Origin of the sequence: Burkholderia sp. MSMB1826, assembly GCF_001526325.1 — a bacterium.
GTDB lineage: Bacteria > Pseudomonadota > Gammaproteobacteria > Burkholderiales > Burkholderiaceae > Burkholderia.
Window position 1 is genome coordinate 177,330 of record NZ_LOYN01000026.1, and the last position, 23,540, is coordinate 200,869.

23 protein-coding genes and 1 pseudogene are annotated in these 23,540 nt (G+C 69.0%); 19 read left to right on the forward strand and 5 right to left on the reverse strand.

The window, feature by feature from the left end:
* Positions 1 to 40 precede the first annotated feature (40 nt).
* Positions 41 to 1,891: a M24 family metallopeptidase gene (locus WS95_RS16940; protein WP_059824749.1), complete on the forward strand. Its 1,851-nt coding sequence runs from the start codon at positions 41 to 43 to the stop codon at positions 1,889 to 1,891.
* 49 nt (positions 1,892 to 1,940) lie between these two features.
* On the opposite strand, the gene WS95_RS16945 is transcribed toward WS95_RS16940, so the two are convergent.
* From WS95_RS16945 to flgA, 3 genes are all read right to left on the reverse strand, one after another.
* Positions 1,941 to 2,381: a flagella synthesis protein FlgN gene (locus WS95_RS16945; protein ID WP_034208608.1), complete on the reverse strand. Its 441-nt coding sequence runs from the start codon at positions 2,379 to 2,381 to the stop codon at positions 1,941 to 1,943.
* A gap of 77 nt (positions 2,382 to 2,458) precedes the next feature.
* Positions 2,459 to 2,788, reverse strand: coding sequence for a flagellar biosynthesis anti-sigma factor FlgM (flgM, locus tag WS95_RS16950; RefSeq protein WP_027785676.1), 330 nt, complete (start codon positions 2,786 to 2,788; stop codon positions 2,459 to 2,461).
* Positions 2,789 to 2,905: 117 nt separating this feature from the next.
* The gene (flgA, locus tag WS95_RS16955) at positions 2,906 to 4,180 is read right to left on the reverse strand and encodes a flagellar basal body P-ring formation chaperone FlgA (protein ID WP_059824751.1); all 1,275 of its coding nucleotides are present in this window, start codon (positions 4,178 to 4,180) and stop codon (positions 2,906 to 2,908) included.
* A gap of 205 nt (positions 4,181 to 4,385) precedes the next feature.
* Here flgA and flgB point away from each other — a divergent pair, with 205 nt between their 5' ends.
* The 13 genes from flgB (at position 4,386) to WS95_RS17020 (ending at position 17,861) form a co-directional block, all read left to right on the forward strand.
* Complete coding sequence (flgB, locus tag WS95_RS16960; RefSeq protein WP_034208605.1) at positions 4,386 to 4,874, forward strand: flagellar basal body rod protein FlgB; 489 nt, start codon at positions 4,386 to 4,388, stop codon at positions 4,872 to 4,874.
* A 40-nt stretch (positions 4,875 to 4,914) separates the two neighbouring features.
* A complete protein-coding gene (flgC, locus tag WS95_RS16965; RefSeq protein WP_006477560.1) occupies positions 4,915 to 5,340 on the forward strand; it encodes a flagellar basal body rod protein FlgC in 426 nt (141 codons plus the stop codon).
* A gap of 67 nt (positions 5,341 to 5,407) precedes the next feature.
* Positions 5,408 to 6,154, forward strand: coding sequence for a flagellar hook assembly protein FlgD (locus WS95_RS16970; RefSeq protein ID WP_034208604.1), 747 nt, complete (start codon positions 5,408 to 5,410; stop codon positions 6,152 to 6,154).
* A 27-nt stretch (positions 6,155 to 6,181) separates the two neighbouring features.
* Positions 6,182 to 7,423 (forward strand): flagellar hook protein FlgE, encoded by a 1,242-nt coding sequence (gene flgE, locus WS95_RS16975; RefSeq protein WP_059824753.1) that lies wholly within the window; start codon positions 6,182 to 6,184, stop codon positions 7,421 to 7,423.
* 19 nt (positions 7,424 to 7,442) lie between these two features.
* Positions 7,443 to 8,201 (forward strand): flagellar basal-body rod protein FlgF, encoded by a 759-nt coding sequence (flgF, locus tag WS95_RS16980; RefSeq protein WP_034208602.1) that lies wholly within the window; start codon positions 7,443 to 7,445, stop codon positions 8,199 to 8,201.
* Positions 8,202 to 8,236: 35 nt separating this feature from the next.
* Positions 8,237 to 9,025, forward strand: coding sequence for a flagellar basal-body rod protein FlgG (gene flgG, locus WS95_RS16985; RefSeq protein WP_034208601.1), 789 nt, complete (start codon positions 8,237 to 8,239; stop codon positions 9,023 to 9,025).
* A gap of 21 nt (positions 9,026 to 9,046) precedes the next feature.
* The gene (gene flgH / locus WS95_RS16990) at positions 9,047 to 9,736 is read left to right on the forward strand and encodes a flagellar basal body L-ring protein FlgH (RefSeq protein ID WP_059824754.1); all 690 of its coding nucleotides are present in this window, start codon (positions 9,047 to 9,049) and stop codon (positions 9,734 to 9,736) included.
* 5 nt (positions 9,737 to 9,741) lie between these two features.
* Positions 9,742 to 10,923, forward strand: coding sequence for a flagellar basal body P-ring protein FlgI (locus WS95_RS16995; protein ID WP_059824777.1), 1,182 nt, complete (start codon positions 9,742 to 9,744; stop codon positions 10,921 to 10,923).
* Positions 10,924 to 11,910, forward strand: a complete 987-nt coding sequence (gene flgJ, locus WS95_RS17000) for a flagellar assembly peptidoglycan hydrolase FlgJ (RefSeq protein ID WP_034208599.1) — start codon at positions 10,924 to 10,926, stop codon at positions 11,908 to 11,910.
* A 220-nt stretch (positions 11,911 to 12,130) separates the two neighbouring features.
* Positions 12,131 to 12,886 (forward strand): flagellar brake protein, encoded by a 756-nt coding sequence (locus WS95_RS17005; protein ID WP_034208598.1) that lies wholly within the window; start codon positions 12,131 to 12,133, stop codon positions 12,884 to 12,886.
* 193 nt (positions 12,887 to 13,079) lie between these two features.
* On the forward strand, positions 13,080 to 15,011 hold the full coding sequence (flgK, locus tag WS95_RS17010; RefSeq protein ID WP_059824756.1) for a flagellar hook-associated protein FlgK: 1,932 nt from the start codon (positions 13,080 to 13,082) through the stop codon (positions 15,009 to 15,011).
* A 17-nt stretch (positions 15,012 to 15,028) separates the two neighbouring features.
* On the forward strand, positions 15,029 to 16,264 hold the full coding sequence (flgL, locus tag WS95_RS17015; protein ID WP_034208596.1) for a flagellar hook-associated protein FlgL: 1,236 nt from the start codon (positions 15,029 to 15,031) through the stop codon (positions 16,262 to 16,264).
* A gap of 289 nt (positions 16,265 to 16,553) precedes the next feature.
* Positions 16,554 to 17,861, forward strand: a complete 1,308-nt coding sequence (locus tag WS95_RS17020; RefSeq protein ID WP_059780804.1) for a solute carrier family 23 protein — start codon at positions 16,554 to 16,556, stop codon at positions 17,859 to 17,861.
* 40 nt (positions 17,862 to 17,901) lie between these two features.
* Here the strand turns inward: WS95_RS17020 and WS95_RS17025 are convergent, their stop codons facing one another.
* Positions 17,902 to 18,786, reverse strand: a complete 885-nt coding sequence (locus WS95_RS17025; protein ID WP_059824757.1) for a transcriptional regulator GcvA — start codon at positions 18,784 to 18,786, stop codon at positions 17,902 to 17,904.
* A gap of 96 nt (positions 18,787 to 18,882) precedes the next feature.
* On the opposite strand from WS95_RS17025, the gene WS95_RS17030 reads away from it, so the two are divergent.
* Both WS95_RS17030 and WS95_RS17035 read left to right on the forward strand, forming a co-directional pair.
* The gene (locus WS95_RS17030; protein WP_059780806.1) at positions 18,883 to 19,557 is read left to right on the forward strand and encodes a chromate transporter; all 675 of its coding nucleotides are present in this window, start codon (positions 18,883 to 18,885) and stop codon (positions 19,555 to 19,557) included.
* Entirely contained in the window at positions 19,554 to 20,081 is a 528-nt protein-coding gene (locus tag WS95_RS17035) for a chromate transporter (protein WP_006477572.1), read from the forward strand. Before WS95_RS17030 ends, WS95_RS17035 begins: the two co-directional genes overlap by 4 nt.
* A 4-nt stretch (positions 20,082 to 20,085) precedes the next feature.
* On the opposite strand, the pseudogene WS95_RS17040 reads toward WS95_RS17035, so the two are convergent.
* Positions 20,086 to 20,286 (reverse strand): annotated as a pseudogene (locus tag WS95_RS17040) (hypothetical protein); the annotation flags it as partial.
* Between the two features lie 271 nt (positions 20,287 to 20,557).
* On the opposite strand from WS95_RS17040, the gene WS95_RS17045 reads away from it, so the two are divergent.
* The 3 genes from WS95_RS17045 to WS95_RS17055 all read left to right on the forward strand — a co-directional run bounded on the left by WS95_RS17045 (position 20,558) and on the right by WS95_RS17055 (position 23,476).
* Positions 20,558 to 21,304, forward strand: a complete 747-nt coding sequence (locus WS95_RS17045) for a YoaK family protein (RefSeq protein WP_059824759.1) — start codon at positions 20,558 to 20,560, stop codon at positions 21,302 to 21,304.
* Positions 21,305 to 21,752: 448 nt separating this feature from the next.
* Positions 21,753 to 22,874 (forward strand): porin, encoded by a 1,122-nt coding sequence (locus WS95_RS17050; protein WP_034208591.1) that lies wholly within the window; start codon positions 21,753 to 21,755, stop codon positions 22,872 to 22,874.
* A gap of 374 nt (positions 22,875 to 23,248) precedes the next feature.
* Positions 23,249 to 23,476: a hypothetical protein gene (locus WS95_RS17055; RefSeq protein ID WP_034208778.1), complete on the forward strand. Its 228-nt coding sequence runs from the start codon at positions 23,249 to 23,251 to the stop codon at positions 23,474 to 23,476.
* The last annotated feature ends 64 nt before the right edge of the window (positions 23,477 to 23,540 follow it).

Below are 23,540 nucleotides of genomic sequence, written 5' to 3' on the forward strand. Positions count from 1 at the left end.
GCGCCGCCAGCCGCCGACAACAATGAATAACGGGCATCCGATGATCGATCGACTGAAATACAGCTTCTCCGGCCTTTCCCCGTACGACGCGTCCGTCGCCGAGACCCAGGCCGGCCTGTCGCGCCTGCTCGATGCCGCGCGACTCGACGCGGTGGTGATCACGTCGCAGGACGAATACGTGACCGAGTACCTGCCGCGCAGCAACAACCCGCGCTACGCGGTGTCCGGCTTCGACGGCTCGGCCGGCTGCGGGATCTTCCTGAGCGCGGCGACCGCGCAGGCGCTCGGCGTGCCGCCGTTCGTGCTGTTCGTCGACGGCCGCTATCACTTCCAGGCCGACGAGCAGTGCGATCCGGCGCGCGTGCGGGTGGAGAAGCTCGGCATCGACGTGACGATCTGGCAGGCGATGGCCGACTGGCTGGTCGCGCATGCGAGCCGGCTCGCGCGGGTCGGCTACGACGCGCGGCGGATCAGCGTCGCGCAGCGCGACCGGCTGTTCGATGAGACGCAGGCCGCGTCGCTCGACTGGGCGAGCCTCGCCGATCGCGAGATCGATCGTGCGATCGCGCTGCCGGGCTGGAACGTCGAGCGGCCGATCTTCGAGATCCCGGCAACGGTGACCGGCGTGAGCGTCGCGCGGAACCTCGACGCGCTGAACTGCCGGCTCGCCGCGCATACCGGCGCGGCGGACGGCAAGACGGCGTTCTTCACCTGCGCGTCGGACGATCTCGCGTATCTGCTGAACAGCCGCGGCTATCACATCCCGAATACGTCGTCGCACCTCGGTTTCCTGTTCGCGATCGGCGATCAGGTGGCGCTGTTTTTGCCGGAAGGCTGCGACCGCTGCGAGGTCGCGCTCGCTTCGTATCCGGCGCTGCACGTGATCCGGCGCGACGTCGCCGCGCTCGAGCGCTTCCTCGCGCAGTTCGCGGTCGAGCACGTGTGCTATGGCTTCGAATCGGTGAACTGCGCGCTCGTCGACGCGGTGAAGCGGGTGTGGCCGCACGCGCGGCATGCCGATTTCAACCCGGTCGAGGCGATGCGCGCGAGCAAGACGCCGGCGGTGCTCGCGCACTTTCGCGACGCGTTCGCGCGCAGCTCCGCGGCGATCGCCGAGACGATGCGCTGGGCGAAGACCGGCGAGCCGGGCGTGCGCCACACCGAGTACGACCTTGCGCGCACGATCAACGACGCGTACGGCGCACGCTCGGCGGTCGCGCTGTCGTTTCCGTCGATCGCGGCGAACGGCGCGAACAGCGCGTTCGCGCATTACACGGCGGCGAGCGCCGACGTCGAGCTGACCGAAGGCGAACTCGTGCTGCTCGACAGCGGCGCGTACTACGAAGCCGGCTTCGCGACGGACTGCACGCGCGTGGTGCTGCGCCGCACGCGGCCGGACACGGTCGCGCAGCCGTGGCAGCGCGAGATTTACACGGTCGCGCTGAAGGCCTGCATCAAGGGGCTCGTCGCGCGCTTTCCGGCAAGCGCGACGGGCGGCGACGTCGATGCGCTGGTGCGGCAGGTGTGTCGCGATCATGGCTACGATTTCGGCCACGGCACCGGGCACGGCGTCGGGATCCACGTCCACGAGGGCGGCGTGCGGTTCGCGCCGGGCGCGCGGTACGGGCTGGTGCCGAATGCGGTGATTTCGGTCGAGCCGGGCATCTACCTGCCGGGCAAGGGCGGCGTGCGGATCGAGAACATCGTGATCGTGCGGCAGGACGACGCGCAGCCGGGCACCGTGACGTTCGAGAACGTCGTGACGGTCGGCTACGACTGGGATCTGATCGATCTCGACCTGCTGGACGACGCCGAGCGCGCGTATCTGCGCGACTACGAGCGGCTGTGCGCGGAACGCGGCACGCAGGTCACCGCGTGTCCGCTGTTGTAACGACGGGGGAGGCAGAGGCGCGGCCGCCGGGCGGCCGCGCGGCGCGACGTCAGCGCGTCAGCGCCGAGACGCGTCCGTCGGGGCCGTACACGCCGGCCGGCGCGGGCGCCGAGCGCAGCACCGCGAGCGCGCGCTCGTTGTAGTCCATCCGGATCCGGATCAGCATCCCGTTGTTCGCATTGGCCTGGCGCGCGCGTTCGGCGGCCTGTTGCAGCAGTTGCCAGCGGCCCGCGAGGCGCGCATCGCGCTCGGCCGCCTGGTCCATGCCTTTCTTGCCGGCCGGAAAGCCAAGCGCGGAAAGCTGCGTGTCGCGCGTGCGTTCGAGCTGCGCGAGCCGGTCGATCAGCGCGCTTTTCTTCTCGACGATCCCGGGCAGCATCTCGAGCGGCTCGGCCGTCGTCAGCGCCTTTTCCTCGTAGACGAGCAGGGACGCGAACGCTTCGACCGTCGCGTGTTCGTCGTTGACCGTGGCCAGCAGCTCTTCTCTCATCGCGTCATGCTCGTCGCGCCGGTGCGTGCAGTGCTGCGCGCGCCGGCAAACCGGGTGAACCGGCCACGAGGCCGGGATTAGCTGCCCTGCGGGCGCTGCTGCTGCAGCAGTTCGCGGGCGGTGTTCAATACGCCGTCGGCAATCTTGTTCGCGTCGATCGTCAGCGTGCCGTTGTTCAGCGCGTCCTTGATCGACTGGACCAGGCCCGTGTCGATATCGGCGTCGCCCGACGCGGATACCGAACGCAGCTGGCCCGACAGACCCGACAGGTTCACGGTCGTGTCGCCGCCGGTCGATCCAGCGTCGGCTGCCTGCCCGGACGACTGGGCCGTGCCGGACTGCGCACGGGCCGCGCCGGTGCCGGTCGGCGCGAGGGGGCTCGGTTTCGGAGTGGAATCGATCTTCACGATGGGTTTCCTGTACGGTTTGACCCAGATAACGGCCGGGTCGGCCCGAACTTTAGCATCGCGCGCCCGAAATGCTCCGAATAAACAATTCTTTACATTCTTGCGGCAGATCCGTCCCTACAGCGGAATTTCGACGGTGCCGGCGTCCTTGACGATTGCCGTGACGATCTGCCCGGCCGCCATCCGCACCCGCACCGACTGGCCCGGCGCCGCATTCGCGAGCGCGCTGCCCTCCGCCGAAATCGTGAAGCCGGGGCCGGCCGCGACGACCCGCACCGTCTGGCCGGCCGACACCGACGCGGCGCTCTTCAGCATGTCCTGCCGCAGCGGCAGGCCGGCCGAGATGCGCGCGAGGGCGGTCGCGCCGATCGCCTGCGCCGGATCGGTGATCACCGCGAGCGGCAGCACCGTCAGGTCGCCGTCGCGCGCGACGAGGTCGGCCGCGGACAGCGGCTCGCCGGGCGCGATCTGGCGCGCGGCGACGTAATAGGTGGCCTGCACGGCGACCTTCGCCTGCAGGTAGACGGTCCACGGCCGCTCGCCCGCGCAGCGCACGCCGACCGTCGTGCGGCCCCACAGGCGCGCGCCGGTCGGCAGGAACGGTTCGAGCGTCGTGCACGCGGCGAGCCCGCGCGGAAAGGCGGTCGTGACGGTCGCGGTGGTCTTGCCGGGCAGGCCGGCGATCTGCTGCTGCAGGAACGCGAGCGCCGCGCGCCGGATCGTTTCGGGGTCTTGCCGGCCGGGCGACGTCGGCGGTGCCGTGGGCTCGGCCGCCGCCGGTGCACGCGGGGCCGGCGCGGATGAAGCGGCGCGCGCCGCGGCGATGCGGGCGGCAAGCGCCTGCCGGGGATTCGACGCGGATTCGGCGGTATCGGTGCCGGCAACGACGGTCGCGACACCGCCGGGATCGACGGCGCGCGGCGCGCCGTAAGCGGCGTTTGCGGCAGTCGCGCGGGCTGCTGCGTAGACGGGGCGTGGTGCTGGCGCCGGTGCCGGCGCAGGTGCCGGAACGCTCGTCACCGCCATCGATCCGGCCGGCTGCGCCGTGTAGCCGTTGGCGGTCATGCCGACGGCGCCGGGCATGCCGGAAGCGCCGCCAGCGGCCGCACCAGCCGTGCCGGCCATGCCGCCGGCACCGCCCGCCGCGACACCCGCCGCACCACCCATGGCCGCCTCCGCGCCCGTACCCGCTTTCCCGCCGAACTGCCCGCCGCTCGCCGCATTGGCGTGCGCGAGCGCGGTTTCGGCCGTCTCGCCGCGGCCGGGAATCACGATCATCCCGTCGTCCGCGTGCGCGGCCGGCACCGCGGCCCACAGCGCCGCGGCGAGCGCGAACGCACGGCGCAGGCGCGCGCCGCGTCCGGCGTATTCGCGAAATGCGCTGCGTGCCATTGCCGTGTCCTCGAAGCCGTTGATCCGATTCGCATTCTAGGGAGGCGAGCCGTCGCGCAAACGATGAATAGAGGGGGGCTTTGCCGCGTTATTCGTCCGATTGCCGGTTGCGTCCCGCGCCTACCATCGCTGTCATGGAAAAAAGCCACTCGGGTCGCCATCCGGCGCGGGGGGCGTGCAGCGCTTCATACGGAGAGACGCACACATGCTGGACAAACTCGATGCGGAATTCGCGTTCGGCCGACAGGCGCTCGACGTGCGCGCCTACCGGCAGGAACTGCTGTCGTCGAACATCGCGAACGCCGACACGCCCGGCTACCAGGCCCGCGACGTCGATTTCGCGTCGACGCTCGCGCGCTCGCTGAAGCAGGCGAGCGGCGGCCTGGCGCCGAGCAATGCCGCGCAACTGCCGATGGCGCAGCCGGCCGGCGTGACGAGCGGCATGTCGATGGTGTCGACGGCGCCGGGCCACATGGCCGGCACCGCGAAGCTGATCCCGACCGGCGGCCCGTCGGACGACTACGGCCGCGCGCAATACCGGATGCCGTTGCAGCCGTCGCTCGACGGCAACACGGTCGATCTCGACGTCGAGCGCGTGCAGTTCGCGAACAACGCGCTGCACTACGAAACCGGGATGACCGTGATGACCCAGCAGATCAAGGCGATGATCGCCGCGATCACGACGAACTCGTAAGCGCCGTGTCCGAATCCGGACCCCGGCACAAGGAGCCTCCATGCCTTCGTTGATGAACATCTTCGGCGTCGCCGGTTCGGCGCTGTCCGCGCAATCGCAGCGCCTGAACGTCACCGCGTCGAATCTCGCGAACGCCGACAGCGCGACCGGCCCCGACGGCAAGCCGTACAAGGCCAAGCAGGTCGTGTTCGCGACCGATCCGCTCGGCGGCGCGCGCACCGCGTCGGGCCAGGGCGTGGGCGGCGTGCGCGTGACCAAGGTGATGGACGACCCGTCGCCGATGAAATCGACGTACGACCCGGCGAACCCGGCCGCCGACGCGAACGGCTACGTGCAGATGCCGAACGTCGATCCGGTGCAGGAGATGGTGAACATGATCTCGGCGTCGCGCTCGTACCAGGCCAACGTCGAGACGCTGAACACCGCGAAGACGCTGATGCTCAAGACGCTGACGATCGGCTCGTAAGCCGCGCGCCGCCCGACCTTTCCCTACCGAGACCCGGACCGACAGTTCCGACACAAGGCCACCCAGGATGACTTCCTCCAACACGACGATCGGCAGCAACGGCACCAGCGTGTCGACGCTGCCGACCGACACGATGAACACCAACAACGTGTCGTCGACCAACGGCACGTCGGCGAGCGACCTGCAGGCGACGTTCCTGAAGCTGCTCGTCACGCAGCTGCAGAACCAGGATCCGACGAGCCCGGTGGACAGCTCGCAGATGACGTCGCAGCTCGCGCAGATCAACACGGTGAGCGGCATCGCGCAACTGAACACGTCGCTCACGTCGCTGTCGACGCAGCTCGCGGCCGGCCAGCAGACGCAGGCCGCGCTGCTGATCGGCACGAACGTGCTCGCGCCGGGCAACGGCGTCGCGGTGAAGAGCGGCGCGGCGTCGCCGTTCGGCGTGTCGCTCACGAGCAACGTGTCGAACCTGACGATCACCGTGAAGAACTCGGCGGGCGTCGTCGTGAACACGATCAACGCGGGCGCGCAGTCGGCCGGCACCGTGCCGTTCAACTGGACGCCGACCGACGCGGCCGGCAACGCGCTGCCGGACGGCAACTACACGGTCAGCGCGCAGTACACCGGCACCGACGGCAAGACCTACGCGCCGACCGTGCTGGCCGCGTCGCAGGTCCAGAGCGTGATCAAGCAGGCGGACGGCACCGCGGGGCTGGTGCTGTCGAACGGCACGACGGTGGGGCTCACCCAGGTTGCGTCGATCTTCCCGAACACGAAGTCGTCCTCGTCCGGCGACACCACCACCAACTGATCGAGCTTTCTCGTAACGGAGACCGAAATGGGTTATCAACAGGGTCTGAGCGGCCTCGCCGGCGCATCGAACGCACTCGACGTGATCGGCAACAACATCGCGAACGCGAACACGGTCGGCTTCAAGTCGAGCACCGCGCAGTTCGCCGACATGTACGCGAACTCGGTCGCGACGTCGGTCAACACGCAGATCGGCATCGGCACGTCGCTGAACTCGGTGCAGCAGCAGTTCGGCCAGGGCACGATCAATACGACGAATTCGTCGCTCGACGTCGCGATCAACGGCAACGGCTTCTTCCAGATGTCGAACAACGGCGTGACGACGTACTCGCGCGACGGCACGTTCCAGCGCGACAAGAACGGCTACATCGTCAACGCGCAGGGCATGAACCTGATGGGGTACATGGCCGACAAGAACGGCGTGATCAACACCGCGCAGACCGTGCCGCTGCAGGCGCCGACCACCAACATCGCGCCGACCGCGACGACCAAGATCACCGGCCAGTTCAACCTGAACTCGCAGGACACGGTGCCGACCAAGACGCCGTTCGACCCGAACGACCACACGACGTACAACTACTCGACTGCGATCCAGGTGTACGACTCGCTCGGCGGTTCGCAGGCGGTCAACATGTATTTCGTGAAGTCGGCGGCCGGCACGTGGGAAGCGTACGCGGGCGTGCAGGGCGGCGCGACGACCGATCTCGGCACGATCACGTTCAATTCGGCCGGGGCGATCTCGAGCACGACGACCGGCACGCCGGCCACGCCGACCGCATCGCTCGGCCAGTTCCAGTTCACCGTGCCGAACACCGACGGCTCGGCGACGCCGCAACAGCTCACGCTCGACCTGACCGGCACGACGCAGTACGGCGGCAAGGACGGCGTGAACAACCTCGCGCAGGACGGCTACGCGAGCGGCACGCTGACGACTTACTCGATCGGCGCCGACGGCAAGCTGACCGGCAACTATTCGAACGGCCAGACCGCCGTGCTCGGCCAGATCGCGCTCGCGAACTTCAACAACCCGAACGGGCTGGTGAACCTCGGCGGCAACCAGTACGCGGAATCCGCCGCGTCGGGCGTGCCGCAGATCTCGGCGCCGGGCAGCACGAACCACGGCACGCTGCAGGGCAGCGCGCTCGAGAACTCGAACGTCGACCTCACGTCGCAGCTCGTCAACCTGATCACCGCGCAGCGCAACTACCAGGCGAACGCGCAGACGATCAAGACGCAGCAGACCGTCGACCAGACGCTCATCAACCTGTAAGCGCGGATAACCGGCAGCCATGGACCGACTGATCTATACGGCGATGACGGGCGCGTCGCAGTCGCTCGACCAGCAGGCGATCGTCGCGAACAACCTCGCGAACGCGTCGACGACGGGTTTTCGCGCGCAGCTCGCGACGTATCGCGCGGTGCCGATGAATTTCGGCGACGGCAGCAACGTCGACCCGGCGACGACGCGCACCTACGTGCTGTCGTCCACGCCCGGCGCCGATTACGCGCCGGGTCCGATCACGCGCACCGGCAATCCGCTCGACGTCGCCGTGCAGGGTCCCGGCTGGCTGTCGGTGCAGACGGCCGACGGCAGCGAGGCGTACACGCGCGCCGGCAACCTGCACGTCGACGAAAACGGCCAGCTCGTCAACGCGAGCAACCTGCCGGTGGTCGGCAACGGCGGCCCGATCTCGGTGCCGCCCAACGCGGAAGTGACGATCGGCAAGGACGGCACGGTGTCCGCGCTGATGCCGGGCGACCCGCCGACGGCGGTCGCGATCGTCGACCAGTTGAAGCTCGTGAACCCCGATCCGGCCACGCTCACGCGCGGCAACGACGGGCTGTTCCGCACCGCCGACGGCAATCCGGCCGACGTCGACCCGAACGTGGTCGTCACGCCGAATTCGCTCGAAGGCAGCAACGTGAACCCGGTGACTGCGATGGTCGCGATGATCGACAACGCGCGCGCGTTCCAGCTTCAGTCGAAGCTGATCCAGACCGCCGACCAGAACGAGCAGACGGCGAACCAGCTGCTCAACTTCAGCTGAGCGGCCAGGCCGTAGCTACCAGGAGAAGATTCAACATGAACCGTTCGCTCTACATCGCCGCCACCGGCATGAATGCGCAGCAGGCGCAGATGGACGTGATTTCGAACAACCTCGCGAACACCAGCACGAACGGCTTCAAGGCGTCGCGCGCGGTGTTCGAGGATCTGCTGTACCAGACCATCCGCCAGCCCGGCGCGAATTCGACGCAGCAGACCGAGCTGCCGTCGGGCCTGCAGCTCGGCACCGGCGTGCAGCAGGTCGCGACCGAGCGCCTGTACACGCAAGGCGGCCTCACGCAGACCGGCAACTCGAAGGACGTCGCGATCAACGGCGCGGGCTTCTTCCAGGTGCTGATGCCGGACGGCACCAACGCGTACACGCGCGACGGGTCGTTCCAGACCAACGCGCAGGGCCAGCTCGTCACGTCGAGCGGCTATCAGGTGCTGCCGGCGATCACCGTGCCGCAGAACGCGCAGTCGCTGACGATCGGCAAGGACGGCGTCGTGTCGGTCACGCAGCCGGGCTCGAACAACGCGGTCCAGATCGGCTCGCTGCAGATCGCGACCTTCATCAACCCGGCCGGCCTCGAGGCGAAGGGCGAGAACCTGTTCGCGGAAACGACGTCGTCGGGCGCGCCGAACGTGTCGCAGCCGGGGCTGAACGGCGCGGGCGTGCTCAACCAGGGCTACGTCGAGGCGTCGAACGTGAACGTCGTGCAGGAACTCGTCAACATGATCCAGACCCAGCGTGCGTACGAGATCAACAGCAAGGCCGTGACGACGTCCGACCAGATGCTGCAGACCGTCACGCAGATGAAGAGCTAACCGGAACGTCCCGTCGTCGCCATGAAGCAGGTTCGCCTCCCCTCGTCAGCCACCGTCCGCGCCGCCTGCGCGGTCGCGGTGGCGGCGCTCGCCGGTTGCGCGCAGATCCCGCGCGATCCGATCATCCAGCAGCCGATGACGGCGCAGCCGCCGATGCCGATGTCGATGCAGGCGCCCGGCTCGATCTACAACCCTGGCTTCGCGGGGCGGCCGCTGTTCGAGGATCAGCGGCCGCGCAACGTCGGCGACATCCTGACGATCATGATCGCGGAGAACATCAACGCGACCAAGTCGTCGGGCGCGAACACGAACCGGCAGGGCAACACCGACTTCAACGTGCCGACGGCCGGCTTCCTCGGCGGGCTGTTCGCGAAGGCGAACCTGTCGGCCACCGGCGCGAACAAGTTCGCGGCCACCGGCGGCGCGAGCGCGGCGAACACGTTCAACGGCACGATCACGGTGACCGTCACCAACGTGCTGCCGAACGGCAACCTCGTGGTGAGCGGCGAGAAGCAGATGCTGATCAACCAGGGCAACGAATTCGTGCGCTTCTCGGGGGTCGTCAACCCGAACACGATCTCGGGCGCGAACTCGGTCTATTCGACGCAGGTCGCCGACGCGAAGATCGAATACTCGTCGAAGGGCTACATCAACGAAGCCGAGACGATGGGCTGGCTGCAGCGCTTCTTCCTCAACATCGCGCCGTGGTGACGACGATGCAGACGACCCTGTTCGGCCGCCTGTCGGCCCGCGCGCAGACGGCCGCGCGGCTCGCCGTCGCGTTCGCGGCCGTGGCCGCGTGCGTGCTCGGCGCCGCGCCCGCGCACGCGGAGCGCCTGAAGGATCTCGCGCAGATCCAGGGCGTGCGCGACAACCCGCTGATCGGCTATGGTCTCGTCGTCGGCCTCGACGGCACGGGCGACCAGACGATGCAGACGCCGTTTACGACGCAGACGCTCGCGAACATGCTCGCGAACCTCGGCATCTCGATCAACAACGGTTCGGCCAACGGCGGCCCGTCGTCGCTGAACAACATGCAGTTGAAGAACGTCGCGGCCGTGATGGTGACGGCCACGCTGCCGCCGTTCGCGCGGCCGGGCGAGGCGCTCGACGTGACCGTGTCGTCGCTCGGCAACGCGAAGAGCCTGCGCGGCGGCACGCTGCTGCTCACGCCGCTGAAGGGCGCGGACGGGCAGGTGTACGCGCTTGCGCAGGGCAACATGGCGGTCGGCGGCGCGGGGGCCAGCGCGAACGGCAGCCGCGTGCAGGTGAACCAGCTCGCGGCCGGCCGGATCGTCGGCGGCGCGATCGTCGAGCGCGCGGTGCCGAACGCGGTCGCGCAGATGAACGGCATGCTGCAACTGCAACTGAACGACATGGATTACGGCACCGCGCAGCGGATCGTGTCCGCGGTCAATTCGAGCTTCGGCCCGGGCACCGCGACGGCGCTCGACGGCCGCACGATCCAGCTCGCGGCGCCGGCCGACTCCGCGCAGCAGGTCGCGTTCATGGCGCGGCTGCAGAACCTCGACGTGAGCCCGGACAAGGCCGCCGCGAAGGTGATCCTGAACGCGCGCACCGGCTCGATCGTGATGAACCAGATGGTCACGCTGCAAAGCTGCGCGGTCGCGCACGGCAACCTGTCGGTGGTCGTCAACACGCAGCCGGTGGTGTCGCAGCCGGGGCCGTTCTCGAACGGGCAGACGGTGGTGGCGCAGCAGTCGCAGATCCAGCTCAAGCAGGACAACGGCGCGCTGAAGATGGTGACGGCCGGCGCGAATCTCGCCGACGTCGTGAAGGCGCTGAACACGCTCGGCGCGACGCCCGCGGATCTGATGTCGATCCTGCAGGCGATGAAGGCGGCCGGCGCGCTGCGCGCCGACCTGGAGATCATCTAAATGGCAGCCACGCTCCCCAACGCAAACGACCTCACGCAGCGCTTCGCGCTCGACGTGCAGGGTTTCGATGCGCTGCGCGCGCAGGCGAAGCAGTCGCCGCAGGCCGGCGCGAAGGCGGTGGCCGGCCAGTTCGACGCGATGTTCACGCAGATGATGCTCAAGAGCATGCGCGACGCGTCGCCCGACGGCGGGCTGTTCGATTCGCATACGTCGAAGATGTACACGTCGATGCTCGACCAGCAGCTCGCGCAACAGATGTCGACGCGCGGGATCGGCGTCGCCGACGCGCTGATGAAGCAGTTGCTGCGCAATGCAGGCGCCGGCGGCGACACGGCGGCCGACGTCGGCGCGGGCGGGCTGGGCGGTATGGGCGCCGGCGGCCTCGGCGCGGCCGGCAACGAAGGCAGCCTCGCCGCGATGAACGCGATGGCCAAGGCGTATGCGAACGCGGCGAACAACGGCGGGCTCGCCGGCGCGCGCGGCTATTCGGCCGGCAGCGCGCTGACGCCGCCGCTGAAGGGCGCGAGCGGCGTGCAGGACGCGGACGCGTTCGTCGACCGGCTCGCGGCCCCCGCGCAGGCGGCCAGCGCGACGACCGGCATCCCGGCGCGTTTCATCGTCGGCCAGGCCGCGCTCGAATCGGGCTGGGGCAAGCGCGAGATCCGCGCGGCGGACGGCTCGACCAGCTACAACGTGTTCGGCATCAAGGCGAACAAGGGCTGGACCGGCCGCACCGTGTCGGCGCTGACCACCGAATACGTGAACGGCACGCCGCGCCGCGTGGTCGCGAAGTTCCGCGCGTACGACTCGTACGAGCACGCGATGACCGATTACGCGAACCTGCTGAAGAACAATCCGCGCTACGCGGGCGTGCTGAGCGCGAGCCGCAGCGTCGAAGGCTTCGCGCACGGCATGCAGAAGGCCGGCTACGCAACCGACCCCAATTACGCGAAGAAGCTGATCTCGATCATGCAGCAGATCGGCTGACGGGCCGCCCGCCACCGCTTCGCCCGCCCTTTCGGACCGCGCCCGGCATCCCGCCGCGCGCGGTTTCAACGTTTGCGCGAAATAAATCGCCGTTTCGATCTAAACTTTCGGTCAGCACTGCCGCTAAGTGTGAGAGACCTGCGACCGGGCCCCCGTTCTGGCCCGGTTTTATCGCGCACCGGTTGCCCCGGGCGCCCATGACAAGAAAGACCGGCTAGCCATGAATATCGAAACGTCGACGGACCCCAGCCTGGATGCAGGCCACTCCGGGCCCGACTATGCCCGCCGCAATCCGCTGGAAATCGGCGTGCAACTGCGCAACCTCGTGAATCGCGGCGATTTCCTGACCGTCCAGTACCCGGGCGGCCAGCTCGTCACGCGTCTGCTCGAGGTCGACGTCGGCGCGCGGACGTTCACGTTCGACTGGGGTGCGCTGTCCGAGCAGAACGCCGGCATCCTCGGCGCGTCGCACTGCACGTTCGCGGCCGCGCCGGAGGGCGTGCGCGTCGAATTCGCCACGGGCACGCCGCGCGAGACGCGCTACGAGGGGCTGCCCGCGTTCGTCGCCGATTTCCCCGACGTGCTGGTCTGCATCCAGCGCCGCGAATATTTCCGCGTCGACGCGCCGATCGTCGATCCGTTCCTGTGCCGCGGCAAGCTGCCGGACGGCGAAAGCTTCCTGTTCGAGGTGCACAACCTGTCGCTCGGCGGCGTGGGGCTGCGCACGGCCGACGAGCGCGTCGAGGCGCTCGAGGTCGGCACGCTGCTGCCGGACGTCGAGCTCGAGCTGACCGGCCACGGCAAGCTGTCGCTCGACCTGCAGCTGGTGTCGCAGCGTTCGACGCAGATGCCGAACGGGTCGCGACGCTACCAGCTCGGCTTTCGCTACATGTCGCTGCCGGGCAGCGCGGAGAACACGCTGCAGCGGCTGATCACGCAGCTCGAAATGAAGCGCCGCTCGCTCGCGCGGGCCTGACGCGCACCCGGCGGGCGGCCCGTCGCGGGCCGCCCGCGCAACGGCGCCGGCGCGCCCACCGGCCGCTTCGAGCGGCGCCGCACGCCCGTGCGGCGCGCGTGCATTTTTTCCTCAATTTTTTCGATCCGCGGCCGTTATACCGGGAGTCACGCAACCCGGCGGCCGCAGCGCGGCCGGCTCATCAGGATCGCGCATGTCCAACACACTCATGAACCTCGGCGTCAGCGGCCTGAATGCCGCGCTCTGGGGCCTCACGACGACCGGCCAGAACATCAGCAACGCCGCGACGCCGGGCTATTCGGTCGAACGCCCCGTCTATGCCGAGGCAAGCGGGCAGTACACCAGCAGCGGCTACATGCCGCAGGGCGTGAGCACCGTCACCGTGCAGCGGCAGTACAGCCAGTACCTGAGCGACCAGCTGAACGGCGCGCAGACGCAGGGCGGCGCGCTGTCGACGTGGTATTCGCTCGTCACGCAGTTGAACAACTACATCGGCAGCCCGACGGCCGGCATCTCGACCGCGATCACGAACTACTTCACCGGGATGCAGAACGTCGCGAACAGCGCGTCCGACTCGTCGGTGCGGCAGACCGCGATGAGCAATGCGCAGACGCTCGCGAACCAGATCACGGCCGCCGGCCAGCAGTACGACGCGCTGCGCCAGAGCGTGAACACGCAGCTCACGAACACCGTCACGCAGATCAACGCGTACACCACGCAGATCGCGCAACTGAACCAGCAGATCGCCGCGGCGAGCAGCCAGGGCCAGCCGCCGAACCAGCTGATGGACCAGCGCGATCTCGCGGTGTCGAACCTGTCGAATCTCGCGGGCGTGCAGGTGGTGCGCAACAGCGACGGCTACAGCGTGTTCATGTCGGGCGGCACGCCGCTCGTCGTCGCGGACAAGAGCTACCAGCTCGCGACCGTCACGTCGCCGTCCGATCCGAGCGAGCTGACCGTCGTGTCGCAGGGCATCGCCGGCGCGAACCCGCCGGGGCCGAACCAGTTCCTGTCCGACACGTCGCTGTCGGGCGGCACGCTCGGCGGCCTGCTCGCGTTCCGCAGCCAGACGCTCGACCCGGCCGAGGCCCAGCTCGGTGCGATCGCGACCAGCTTCGCCGCGCAGGTCAACGCGCAGAACGCGCTCGGCATCGACCTGTCGGGCAAGGTGGGCGGCAACCTGTTTTCGACCGGCGCGCCGATCACGTACGCGAACCAGGGCAATACCGGCAACGCGGCGCTGTCCGTGTCGTTCGCGAACGCCGCGCAGCCGACCACCGGCGACTACACGCTCGCGTACGACGGCACGAACTACACGCTCACCGACCGCGCGAGCGGCACGGTGGTCGGCACGTCGACGTCGATGCCGGCATCGATCGGCGGGCTGAACTTCTCGTTCTCGTCCGGCTCGATGAGCGCCGGCGACAAGTTCACCGTGCAGCCGACGCGTGGCGCGCTGAACGGCTTCGGTCTCGCGACGTCGAACGGCTCCGCGATCGCGGCGGCCGCGCCGTACGTGCCGTCGGCCACGACGACCAACACCGGCAACGGCACGATCGGCGGGCTGTCGGTCACGAGCGCGACGGCCGCGGCCAACCCGCACAACTACACGATCACGATGGGCGGCACCGCGGCCGCGCCGACCTACACGGTCACCGACAACACGGCCGTGCCGCCGACGACCGGCGCCGCGCAGCCGTACCAGTCCGGCTCGCCGATCACGCTGACGGCGGGTGTCACGGTCACGGTGTCCGGCACGCCGGCGGTGGGCGACACGTTCAAGGTCGTGCCGAACACGGGCGGCACGAACGACGGCAGCAACGCGCTCGCGCTGGCGAAGCTCGTCAACTCGAAGGCGTTCGGCAACGGCTCGACCACGCTGACGGGCGCGTACGCGAACTACGTGAACGGCATCGGCAACACGGCGAGCCAGCTGAAGTCGTCGAGCGCCGCGCAGACCGCGCTGGTCGGCCAGATCACGCAGGCGCAGCAGTCGGTGTCGGGCGTGAACCAGAACGAGGAAGCGGCCAACCTGATGCAGTACCAGCAGCTCTACCAGGCGAACGCGAAGGTGATCCAGACCGCGTCGACGCTGTTCCAGACCGTGCTCGGCCTGTTCAACTGATTTCGGGGTTCCAAGCGATGCGGATTTCCACTGCGCAGTTCTACCAGATGAACGTCGCCCAGATGAGCGACCAGCAGGCGCAGCTCTCGCAGCTGTACCAGCAGATCTCGAGCGGCGTGAGCCTCGCGACGCCGGCCGACAACCCGCTCGGCGCGGCGCAGGCCGTGCAGCTGTCGATGACGTCGGCAACGCTGTCGCAGTACGCGTCGAACCAGAACGCCGCGCTGTCGTCGCTGCAGAAGGAAGACCAGACGCTCATCAGCGTCAACAACCTGCTCAACAGCATTCACACGGTCGTGATCCAGGCCGGCGACGGCTCGCTGTCGGACAGCGACCGCTCCGCGTTGTCGACCCAATTGCAGGGCTATCGCGACCAGTTGCTGACGCTCGCGAATTCGACCGACGGCTCGGGCAACTACCTGTTCGCGGGCTTCCAGTCGGCCACCGCGCCGTTCTCGAACGCGCCGGGCGGCGGCGTGACCTACAGCGGCGACACCGGCTCGCGCCAGGTGCAGATCGCCGACACGCGTTCGATCGCGCAGGGCGACAACGGCGCGAGCGTGTTCCTGTCGGTGCCGATGCTCGGCAGCCAGCCGGTGCCGCTCGCCGGCGCGGGCAACACGGGCACGGGCACGATCGGCGGCGTGACGATCACGAGCCCATCGGCCGCGTCCAACGCGCACCAGTTCACGATCGCGTTCGGCGGCACGGCCGCGGCGCCCACTTACACGGTGACCGACAACACCGTCGTGCCGCCGACCACGACCCCCGCGCAGCCGTATTCGGACGGCGCCGGGATCGCGCTCGGCAACGGCCTGTCGGTGCCCGTGTCGGGCAAGCCGGCGCCGGGCGACACGTTCACGGTCACGCCCGCGCCGCAGGCCGGCACCGACGTGTTCGCGGCGCTCGACACGATGATCGCCGCGCTGAAGGTGCCGATCAGCAGCAACACGGCCGCCGCGACCGCGCTCGCGAACGCGATGACCACCGGCACGACGAAGCTGAACAACATGATGACGAACGTCCTCACCGTGCAGGCGTCGGTGGGCGGCCGCGAGCAGGAAATCAAGGCGATGCAGGCCGTGAACCAGACCAACACGCTGCAGGTCAGCAGCAACCTGGCCGACCTGACGAGCACCAACATGGTCGCGACGATCAGCCAGTTCCTGCAGATGCAGAACGCGCTGACGGGCTCGCAGAAGGCCTACGCGCAGTTGCAGAACCTGTCGCTGTTCCAGTACATCAACCCCTGATCCACGACACGCCGGCCGCGATGTGAGCGCACGCTTACTTCGCCGCCGGCGCGGGCCGCCGCGCGTTGCCCCGCGCGCCTCGCGCCCGGGCGGGCACTTCGCCGGGCCGCGCGGTCGCGCACCGGTTCTCTCACGTGGGCAGACGCTTGCGTACCTGGCCGCACCGCTTGCCGACTCCGCGTACCGGTCCGCTTGCCAGCCCCATTTCCGCTCCGTAAACTCGCGCCAGATTCCAGACCGGCGCATCCCCGGCAGCCGGCGACCGACGACCGACAGGAGCGCTTTCCCCATGTCCGATTCCTACTTCCCGCGCTGGCGGGTCCAACCGACCGGCGCGGCCTCGCGCGTGGTCGGCCCCGACGAGCGCCTCGCGTGGCCGCAGATGGTCGCGATGGGCGTGCAGCACGTCGTCGCGATGTTCGGCTCGACCGTGCTTGCGCCGCTGCTGATGGGCTTCGACCCGAACCTGTGCATCTTCATGTCGGGCATCGGCACGCTGCTGTTCTTCGTATTGGTGGGCGGCCGAGTGCCGAGCTATCTCGGCTCGAGCTTCGCGTTCATCGGCCTCGTGATCGCGGTGACGGGCTACGGCGGCAGCGGGCCGAACCCGAACATTCCGGTCGCGCTCGGCGGGATCGTCGCGTGCGGCGTCGTGTACGTCGCGCTCGGCGCGCTGGTGCAGGCGATCGGCACGCGCTGGATCGAGACGCTGATGCCGCCTGTCGTGACCGGCGCGGTGGTCGCGGTGATCGGGCTGAACCTCGCGCCGATCGCGGTCAAGGGCGTGTCGGGCTCGACCTTCGAATCGGTGATGGCGCTCGTCACGGTGCTGTGCGTCGGCGGCGTCGCGGTGTTCGCGCGCGGGATGATGCAACGCCTGCTGATCCTCGTCGGGCTCGCGATCGCCTACGCGATCTACGCGATCGCGACCAACGGGATGGGCCTCGGCAAGCCGATCGATTTCGCGATCGTCGCGCAGGCCGCGTGGTTCGGCGTGCCGAGCTTCCGCGCGCCGGTGTTCGATCCGCACGCGATGCTGATGCTCGCGCCGATCGCGGTGATCCTGGTCGCGGAGAACCTCGGTCACATCAAGGCCGTCAGCGCGATGACGGGCACCAACCTCGACCGCTACGTCGGCCGCGCGTTCATCGGCGACGGGCTCGCGACGATCGTGTCGGGCAGCGTCGGCGGCACGGGCGTGACCACCTATGCGGAGAACATCGGCGTGATGGCCGTCACGCGGATCTATTCGACGCTGGTGTTCGCGCTCGCCGCGCTGATCGCGATCGGGCTCGGCTTTTCGCCGAAGTTCGGCGCGGTGATCCAGACGATCCCCGGCCCCGTGCTCGGCGGCGTGTCGATCGTCGTGTTCGGGCTGATCGCGGTGACGGGCGCGCGGATCTGGGTCGTCAACAAGGTCGACTTCTCCGACAACCGCAACCTGATCGTCGCGGCCGTCACGCTGGTGCTCGGCGCCGGCGACTTCTCGCTGAAGTTCGGTGGCTTCGGGCTCGGCGGGATCGGCACCGCGACCTTCGGCGCGATCATCCTGTACGCGATCCTGCGCAAGGAAAAGGAACCGGGCCCGGTGGTGTGAGCCGACGGCGGGCGGTGCAGGGCCGCCCGCCGGCGCGCGTTCATGCGCCGGTATTCGACTGCCCCTGCAGCCACGCGCAGAATTGCGCGACGAGCGGATCGTCGGCCGGCGCGCCCGGCGTGATCCACCAGTAGCTGCGCGTCGCGATGCGCGGTCCATCGAGCGGCATCACCAGGCGCCCGCTCGCGAGTTCGTCGTCGATCAGCGGCAACGGGCCGAGCGCGACGCCGAGCCCGTCGACGGCCGCCTGCAGCGCCAGGTAGAAGTGGTCGAACGACTGCCGCTTGCGCCCCTTCATCGCGACGCCGGCCGCCGCGAACCAGTCGCGCCAGCCTTCCGGCCGCGTATCCGAATGCAGCAGCACGTGCCGCGCGAGATCGTCCGCGCGGCCGATCGGCGTGCGTTTGAGCAGTGCCGGGCTGCACACCGGAATCACGCTTTCGTCGAGGAAGTGGCCGCTCGTGCAGTTCGGCCAGTGGCCGGGGCCACGGCGGATCGCGACGTCGAAGCCGTTCAGCGTGTCGAGCGGCGCATTCGACGTCGACAGCTTCAGCTCGACGTTCGGCACGTCGCGCTGGAACCGCGACAGCCGCGGCAGCAGCCATTTCATCGCGAAGGTCGGCAGCGCGTTGATGCGCAGCACGCGTGCCGCGCCGGTGTGGCGCAACTGCTCGGTCGCGTGCGCGATGCTGTCGAACGCCGCGCGCACGGTGTCCAGGTAGCGGCGGCCCTCGTCGGTGAGCTTCACGCGCTTGCCGTAGCGGTGGAACACCGGCTTGCCGAGCCACGCCTCGAACCCGGCGATCTGCCGGCTGATGGCACCGTGAGTCACATGCAGCTCGTCGCCGGCGGCGCTGAAGCTTTCATGTCGTGCCGCGGCTTCAAAGGCCCGAAGCGCGGAAAAGGGCGGGAGATCGCGTGCCATGCTTGTGATTCTAGATCACAAGGGCGCGCCGATAAAATCGTTTTGCCGGAATCCCGAACGGCGGTAACCTCGATTCACCGTTTGATGAGGAGCCCCATGCAATCCGCTTTGCCGTCTGCCTCTCCGCCGCCTGCCTCCCCGCCGCCTGCCGCGTCCCCTCGCGGCGTCGGCCTCGCCGAGCTGTTCACCGGTTTCCTGTCGCTCGGCCTGATGTCGTTCGGCGGCGCGCTGCCGTTCGCGCGGCGCACGATCGTCGACGAGCGCAAGTGGCTCTCCGCCGACGAATTCACCGATCTGCTCGGCCTGTGCCAGTTCCTGCCGGGCGGCAACGTGATCAATCTGTCGGTCGCCGTCGGCATGCGATTTCGCGGCGTCGCCGGCGCGTTCGCCGGCATTCTCGGGCTGATCGCGGGCCCGACGCTCGTCGTCGTCGCGCTCGGCGTGCTGTACGCGAAGACCCAGAGCGATCCGCGCGTGCAGCACCTGTTCGCGGGGCTCGCCGCCGCGGCGGCCGGCCTGCTCGTCGCGATGGCCGTGAAGGTCGCGAAGCCGCTGCTGCGGGCGCCGCGCACGGTCGCTGCGATTGCGGTCGTCGCGTTCGTCGCGATCGCGGTGCTGCGCATACCGTTGCTGACCACGATGCTCGTGCTGACGCCCGTCAGCATCTGGCTCGCGTCGCGCCGCCGCGACGCGGGCACGCCGCGGCCGGCGCCGGCCGCCGCGCCCGGCACGTCCGACTCGCCCGATTCGCAACGGAAGGGCCGGCCATGAGCGACACGCTGATCGCCATCGCGACGATCTTCAGCCAGTTGTCGCTGCTCGCGTTCGGCGGCGGCAACACGATCCTGCCGGAGATGCAGCGGCAGGTCGTCGACGTGCATCACTGGATGAGCGCGCACGAGTTCACCGCGCTGTTCGCGCTGGCCCAGGCGGCGCCGGGGCCGAACATGATGATCGTGTCGCTGGTCGGCTGGCACGTGGCCGGCTGGGCCGGGCTGCTCGTCGCGTCGCTCGCGAAGTTCGGGCCGTCGTCGATCGTCACCGTGCTCGCGCTGCATGCGTGGGAGCGCTTTCGCGACCGGCCGTGGCGCCGCTACGTGCAGCAGGGGATGATGCCGGTGACGGCCGGGCTCGTCGCGGCGAGTGCGGTGCTGATTTCCGAGGCATCGAACCGCACCGCGATCCAGTGGGGTATCACGGCCGCGTGCGCGGTGCTGGCGTGGCGCACGCGCATCCATCCGCTGTGGCTGCTCGCGGGCGGCGCGCTGATCGGGCTCACGGGCATCGGGCAGTGAGCGGCTTCGCAAGCCTGCCGCCGCGCAACGCGTCGGCCACCTCGTGCTTCAGCTCCGGCGTGAACGACGGATACGCGGCCACCGGCGCCGCGTACTGGCGCGCATCGATCTCGGCCGATTCGCGGTTGAACGTCCACACGGCCACCAGCGCGATCGCGGCGAACGGGATGACCGTGTAGCGCAGGAAGAACTTCGCGAGTGTCATTCGACGGCCCGGCGAAGAAGGGCGGCGCGGCGCGCGTGGCCGCGCCGGCCCGGTATACTCGGCCGGTCTTGCGGCGCTGAAAGCCGCGCGGTCGACACGCTCCGGCCGGCTGCGATGCGCGGCGCCCGCCCGTACCCGACGGCAAACATCATATTGACGCGCGGCATGCGACGAAGCCCGGCCGCGCAGTGCCGGCGGCGCGCGTGCCGGCACGACCGACATTCGCACCGCCCGCCGTGCGCGGCGGTGCGGCGCGCACCACGGAGGATCGATGGATCTCGACGGCGCCAGCCGCAATCTCACTGTCGCCGCATTGCTGACGCTGTCCGGCGGCTATCTCGACGCGTACACGTACGTCGGCCACGGCCACGTGTTCGCGAACACGATGACCGGCAACGTCGCGCTGCTCGGCATCAACCTGTCGGCCGGCGAATGGGCCGCCGCGCTGCATCACGTGCCGCCGCTCGGCGGCTTCGTGATCGCGGTGTTCGTCGCGCACCTGCTCGGCCTCGCCGCGCAGCGCGGCTGGATGCGGCATACGGCGTTCGTGAGCCTCATCGTCGAAATCGCGTTCCTCGGCGTCGCCGCGAGCGGCCTCGTCGGCGCGTCGAGCGCGTGGCTGATTCCGGGCATCTCGTTCGTCGCGACATTGCAGACGCTGTCGTTCACCCATCTCGAGGAACTGTCGTACACGTCGGTGATGACGACCGGCAACCTGCGGCGCGCCGCGCAGAAGCTGTTCGTCGGGCTGATCCCGCGCTATGACGCGGGGGCGCTGCACGATTCGGCGCTGCTCGCGACGATCAGCTTCTGTTTCCTGGCCGGCGCGGTGATCGGCGGGCTCGTGACGCGGCTCGCGCCGGACATCGCGCTGTGGGGCGCCGTGCTGCTGCTCGGCGGTGCATTCGCAGAGATCGTGCGACGTGCATGGCGTCGCGCGGGCAACGGCGGTGCGGGCGACGCGGGCGGCAACGGCGACGCGGGCAACGGCAGCGACGGCGCGACGCAAACGGCCTGACGGCAGGGCAGGCGGCAAGCGGCAGGCGGTAGGCCGCCGTCCCGACAGCACTGACTGCCCCGACTATCGACTGCCCGACTGCCCGACTGCCCGACTGCCCGACTGCCCCGACCGCATCCACCATTTCGCCAGGATCCGGGTGAGCGCACCGCATCGACCCTCTCGCCGCGATCCGCACGAGCGCGCCGCACCCTCGACGAACCTTACAGCGCCGCGCGTGCCCGCCGGCGCCGTCGCGCCCCGTCCCGCCGCCGTGCGAGCGAGGCTCGGCGCGGGAAACGTTGTTCCCGGACGACAATCGCGCGATTGCCGCGTATTTCAATTTCTTTCAGCGTTCGCACTCGTCTTATGATTCAGCCCACATCGCGCTCGCCATGAACGTTCGCGATCGCCACCCGGCTGCGCACGCGGCCGGTCATGAATGGAGACACCTAAAAAAGGAAAGCTCATGAAGCAGACCACCCGACTCGCAGTCATCGCAGGGGGCGCGGCGCTGGCCTTCGCCAGCCAGTACGCATCGGCACAAAGCTCGGTCACGCTCTGGGGCGTCGCCGACGCCAGCATCCGTTACCTGACCAACGCCAACGCGAAGAACGACGGCCTGCTGTCGATGACCAACGGTGCGATCACGAACAGCCGCTTCGGCATCTACGGCACGGAAGACCTCGGCGGCGGCCTGAAGGCCGTGTTCAACCTCGAGAGCGGCGTGAACCTGCAGAACGGCGCGTTCGCCGACAGCGGCCGCCTGTTCAACCGCGCGGCGTACGTCGGCCTGCAGAGCCCGTACGGCACCGTGACCCTCGGCCGCCAGAAGACGCCGCTGTTCGACCTGCTGTCGGATACCTACGATCCGCTCACCGTCGGCAACTACCTCGAAAACGCATGGCTGCCGGTCGCACTCGGCGCCGGCCTGTATGCGGACAACCAGATCAAGTACACGGGCAAGTTCGAGGGCCTGACGGCGAAGGCGATGTACTCGACCGGCACCAACTACGAATCGACCGGCGCGGGCGGCTTCTCGGGCCAGATCCCGGGCTCGCTCGGCAAGGGCAATGCGTGGGGCGTGTCGCTGTCGTACGTGATGGGCCCGCTCAGCATCGCGGCCGGCGCACAGCAGAACAGCGACAACTCGGCGCGCAAGCAGACGATCTACCACGCGAACGTCGTGTACGCGTTCAGCAAGGCGAAGATCTACGCGGGCTACCTGCGCTCGAAGGACGACACGGGCTTCGTCGACAGCCTGCTCGCGCAGCAGACGATTCCGGTCGCGAAGGGCACGGGCCGCATCGACGACGGTCCGTTCGCGGGCGTGAGCTGGCAGGTCAGCACGCCGCTGACGCTGACGGGCGCGTTCTACTACGACCACATGCGCAACGCGATGACCACGAACGGCACGCTCGCGAGCGGCAACCGCTATGCGATCGTCGGCATCGCCGAATACGCGCTGAGCAAGCGCACCGAGATCTACGGCACCGTCGACTTCAACAAGACGAACGGCGCGGCGAACGTCGAGCTGCCCGGCCGCAGCAACCAGACGGGCATCGCGATCGGCCTGCGCAATATCTTCTGACGAACGTCGAAACCCCTGCACCGGCTCCGTCCGGCGCGCATCGAAGAGGCTCCGCGAGGCGCCTCTTTTTTTTCGTCGCGCGACCTTCATACGCGCACCCGACTATTCGGCAGACGCTCCATTGCGGAAGTCCCGCGCCGTAAGCGATCCGTCGGCATTCCAGAACATACTTTTACAGTGCGCGCGCACGCTTTCCGCTACGCTGCGTGCATCGCTCGCGGCATGCCGTCAGGCATGCGCGTGCGTCGTTCCGGTGGCGCGCGACGTGCGCTGCCGGCCTGATGCGTAACTTGTGTATCCGGCGATGACAAACGCGGTCGGCCGGTTTCTTTCGTGGGACGATGCGCTCACGATTTTCTTGAAAGGGGATGACGATGGGTATCCTGAACACCGTGGGTGAAATCGCCGGCGCGATCGCCGCCGTCGAAGGCGCGGAAAAGCTGGATCCGGACGCGGGCCTGCTGACCAAGGCGGCCGCGGCCGTCGCCGGTTTCAAGGGCGCCGAGGCGATCGAAGGCATGCTCGAGAAGAAGGAAGAGAAGCCCGAACAGGCGGCGGACGATACGCAGGCGACGGACGGCAGCGACACGTCGCAGGCATGAGCATGGCGGCCGGTCCGGCCGCGGGCGCGCCCTTCGCGCGTCCGGGCGGACCGGTGCCGCGCAA

Coding starts and splice junctions, on each gene's coding strand:
- WS95_RS16940 (WP_059824749.1), top strand. CDS start 41: ATGATCGATCGACTGAAATACAGCTTCTCCGGCCTTTCCCCGTACGAC.
- WS95_RS16945 (WP_034208608.1), bottom strand. CDS start 2,381: ATGAGAGAAGAGCTGCTGGCCACGGTCAACGACGAACACGCGACGGTC.
- flgA (WP_059824751.1), bottom strand. CDS start 4,180: ATGGCACGCAGCGCATTTCGCGAATACGCCGGACGCGGCGCGCGCCTG.
- flgB (WP_034208605.1), top strand. CDS start 4,386: ATGCTGGACAAACTCGATGCGGAATTCGCGTTCGGCCGACAGGCGCTC.
- flgC (WP_006477560.1), top strand. CDS start 4,915: ATGCCTTCGTTGATGAACATCTTCGGCGTCGCCGGTTCGGCGCTGTCC.
- WS95_RS16970 (WP_034208604.1), top strand. CDS start 5,408: ATGACTTCCTCCAACACGACGATCGGCAGCAACGGCACCAGCGTGTCG.
- flgE (WP_059824753.1), top strand. CDS start 6,182: ATGGGTTATCAACAGGGTCTGAGCGGCCTCGCCGGCGCATCGAACGCA.
- flgF (WP_034208602.1), top strand. CDS start 7,443: ATGGACCGACTGATCTATACGGCGATGACGGGCGCGTCGCAGTCGCTC.
- flgG (WP_034208601.1), top strand. CDS start 8,237: ATGAACCGTTCGCTCTACATCGCCGCCACCGGCATGAATGCGCAGCAG.
- flgH (WP_059824754.1), top strand. CDS start 9,047: ATGAAGCAGGTTCGCCTCCCCTCGTCAGCCACCGTCCGCGCCGCCTGC.
- WS95_RS16995 (WP_059824777.1), top strand. CDS start 9,742: ATGCAGACGACCCTGTTCGGCCGCCTGTCGGCCCGCGCGCAGACGGCC.
- flgJ (WP_034208599.1), top strand. CDS start 10,924: ATGGCAGCCACGCTCCCCAACGCAAACGACCTCACGCAGCGCTTCGCG.
- WS95_RS17005 (WP_034208598.1), top strand. CDS start 12,131: ATGAATATCGAAACGTCGACGGACCCCAGCCTGGATGCAGGCCACTCC.
- flgK (WP_059824756.1), top strand. CDS start 13,080: ATGTCCAACACACTCATGAACCTCGGCGTCAGCGGCCTGAATGCCGCG.
- flgL (WP_034208596.1), top strand. CDS start 15,029: ATGCGGATTTCCACTGCGCAGTTCTACCAGATGAACGTCGCCCAGATG.
- WS95_RS17020 (WP_059780804.1), top strand. CDS start 16,554: ATGTCCGATTCCTACTTCCCGCGCTGGCGGGTCCAACCGACCGGCGCG.
- WS95_RS17025 (WP_059824757.1), bottom strand. CDS start 18,786: ATGGCACGCGATCTCCCGCCCTTTTCCGCGCTTCGGGCCTTTGAAGCC.
- WS95_RS17030 (WP_059780806.1), top strand. CDS start 18,883: ATGCAATCCGCTTTGCCGTCTGCCTCTCCGCCGCCTGCCTCCCCGCCG.
- WS95_RS17035 (WP_006477572.1), top strand. CDS start 19,554: ATGAGCGACACGCTGATCGCCATCGCGACGATCTTCAGCCAGTTGTCG.
- WS95_RS17045 (WP_059824759.1), top strand. CDS start 20,558: ATGGATCTCGACGGCGCCAGCCGCAATCTCACTGTCGCCGCATTGCTG.
- WS95_RS17050 (WP_034208591.1), top strand. CDS start 21,753: ATGAAGCAGACCACCCGACTCGCAGTCATCGCAGGGGGCGCGGCGCTG.
- WS95_RS17055 (WP_034208778.1), top strand. CDS start 23,249: ATGGGTATCCTGAACACCGTGGGTGAAATCGCCGGCGCGATCGCCGCC.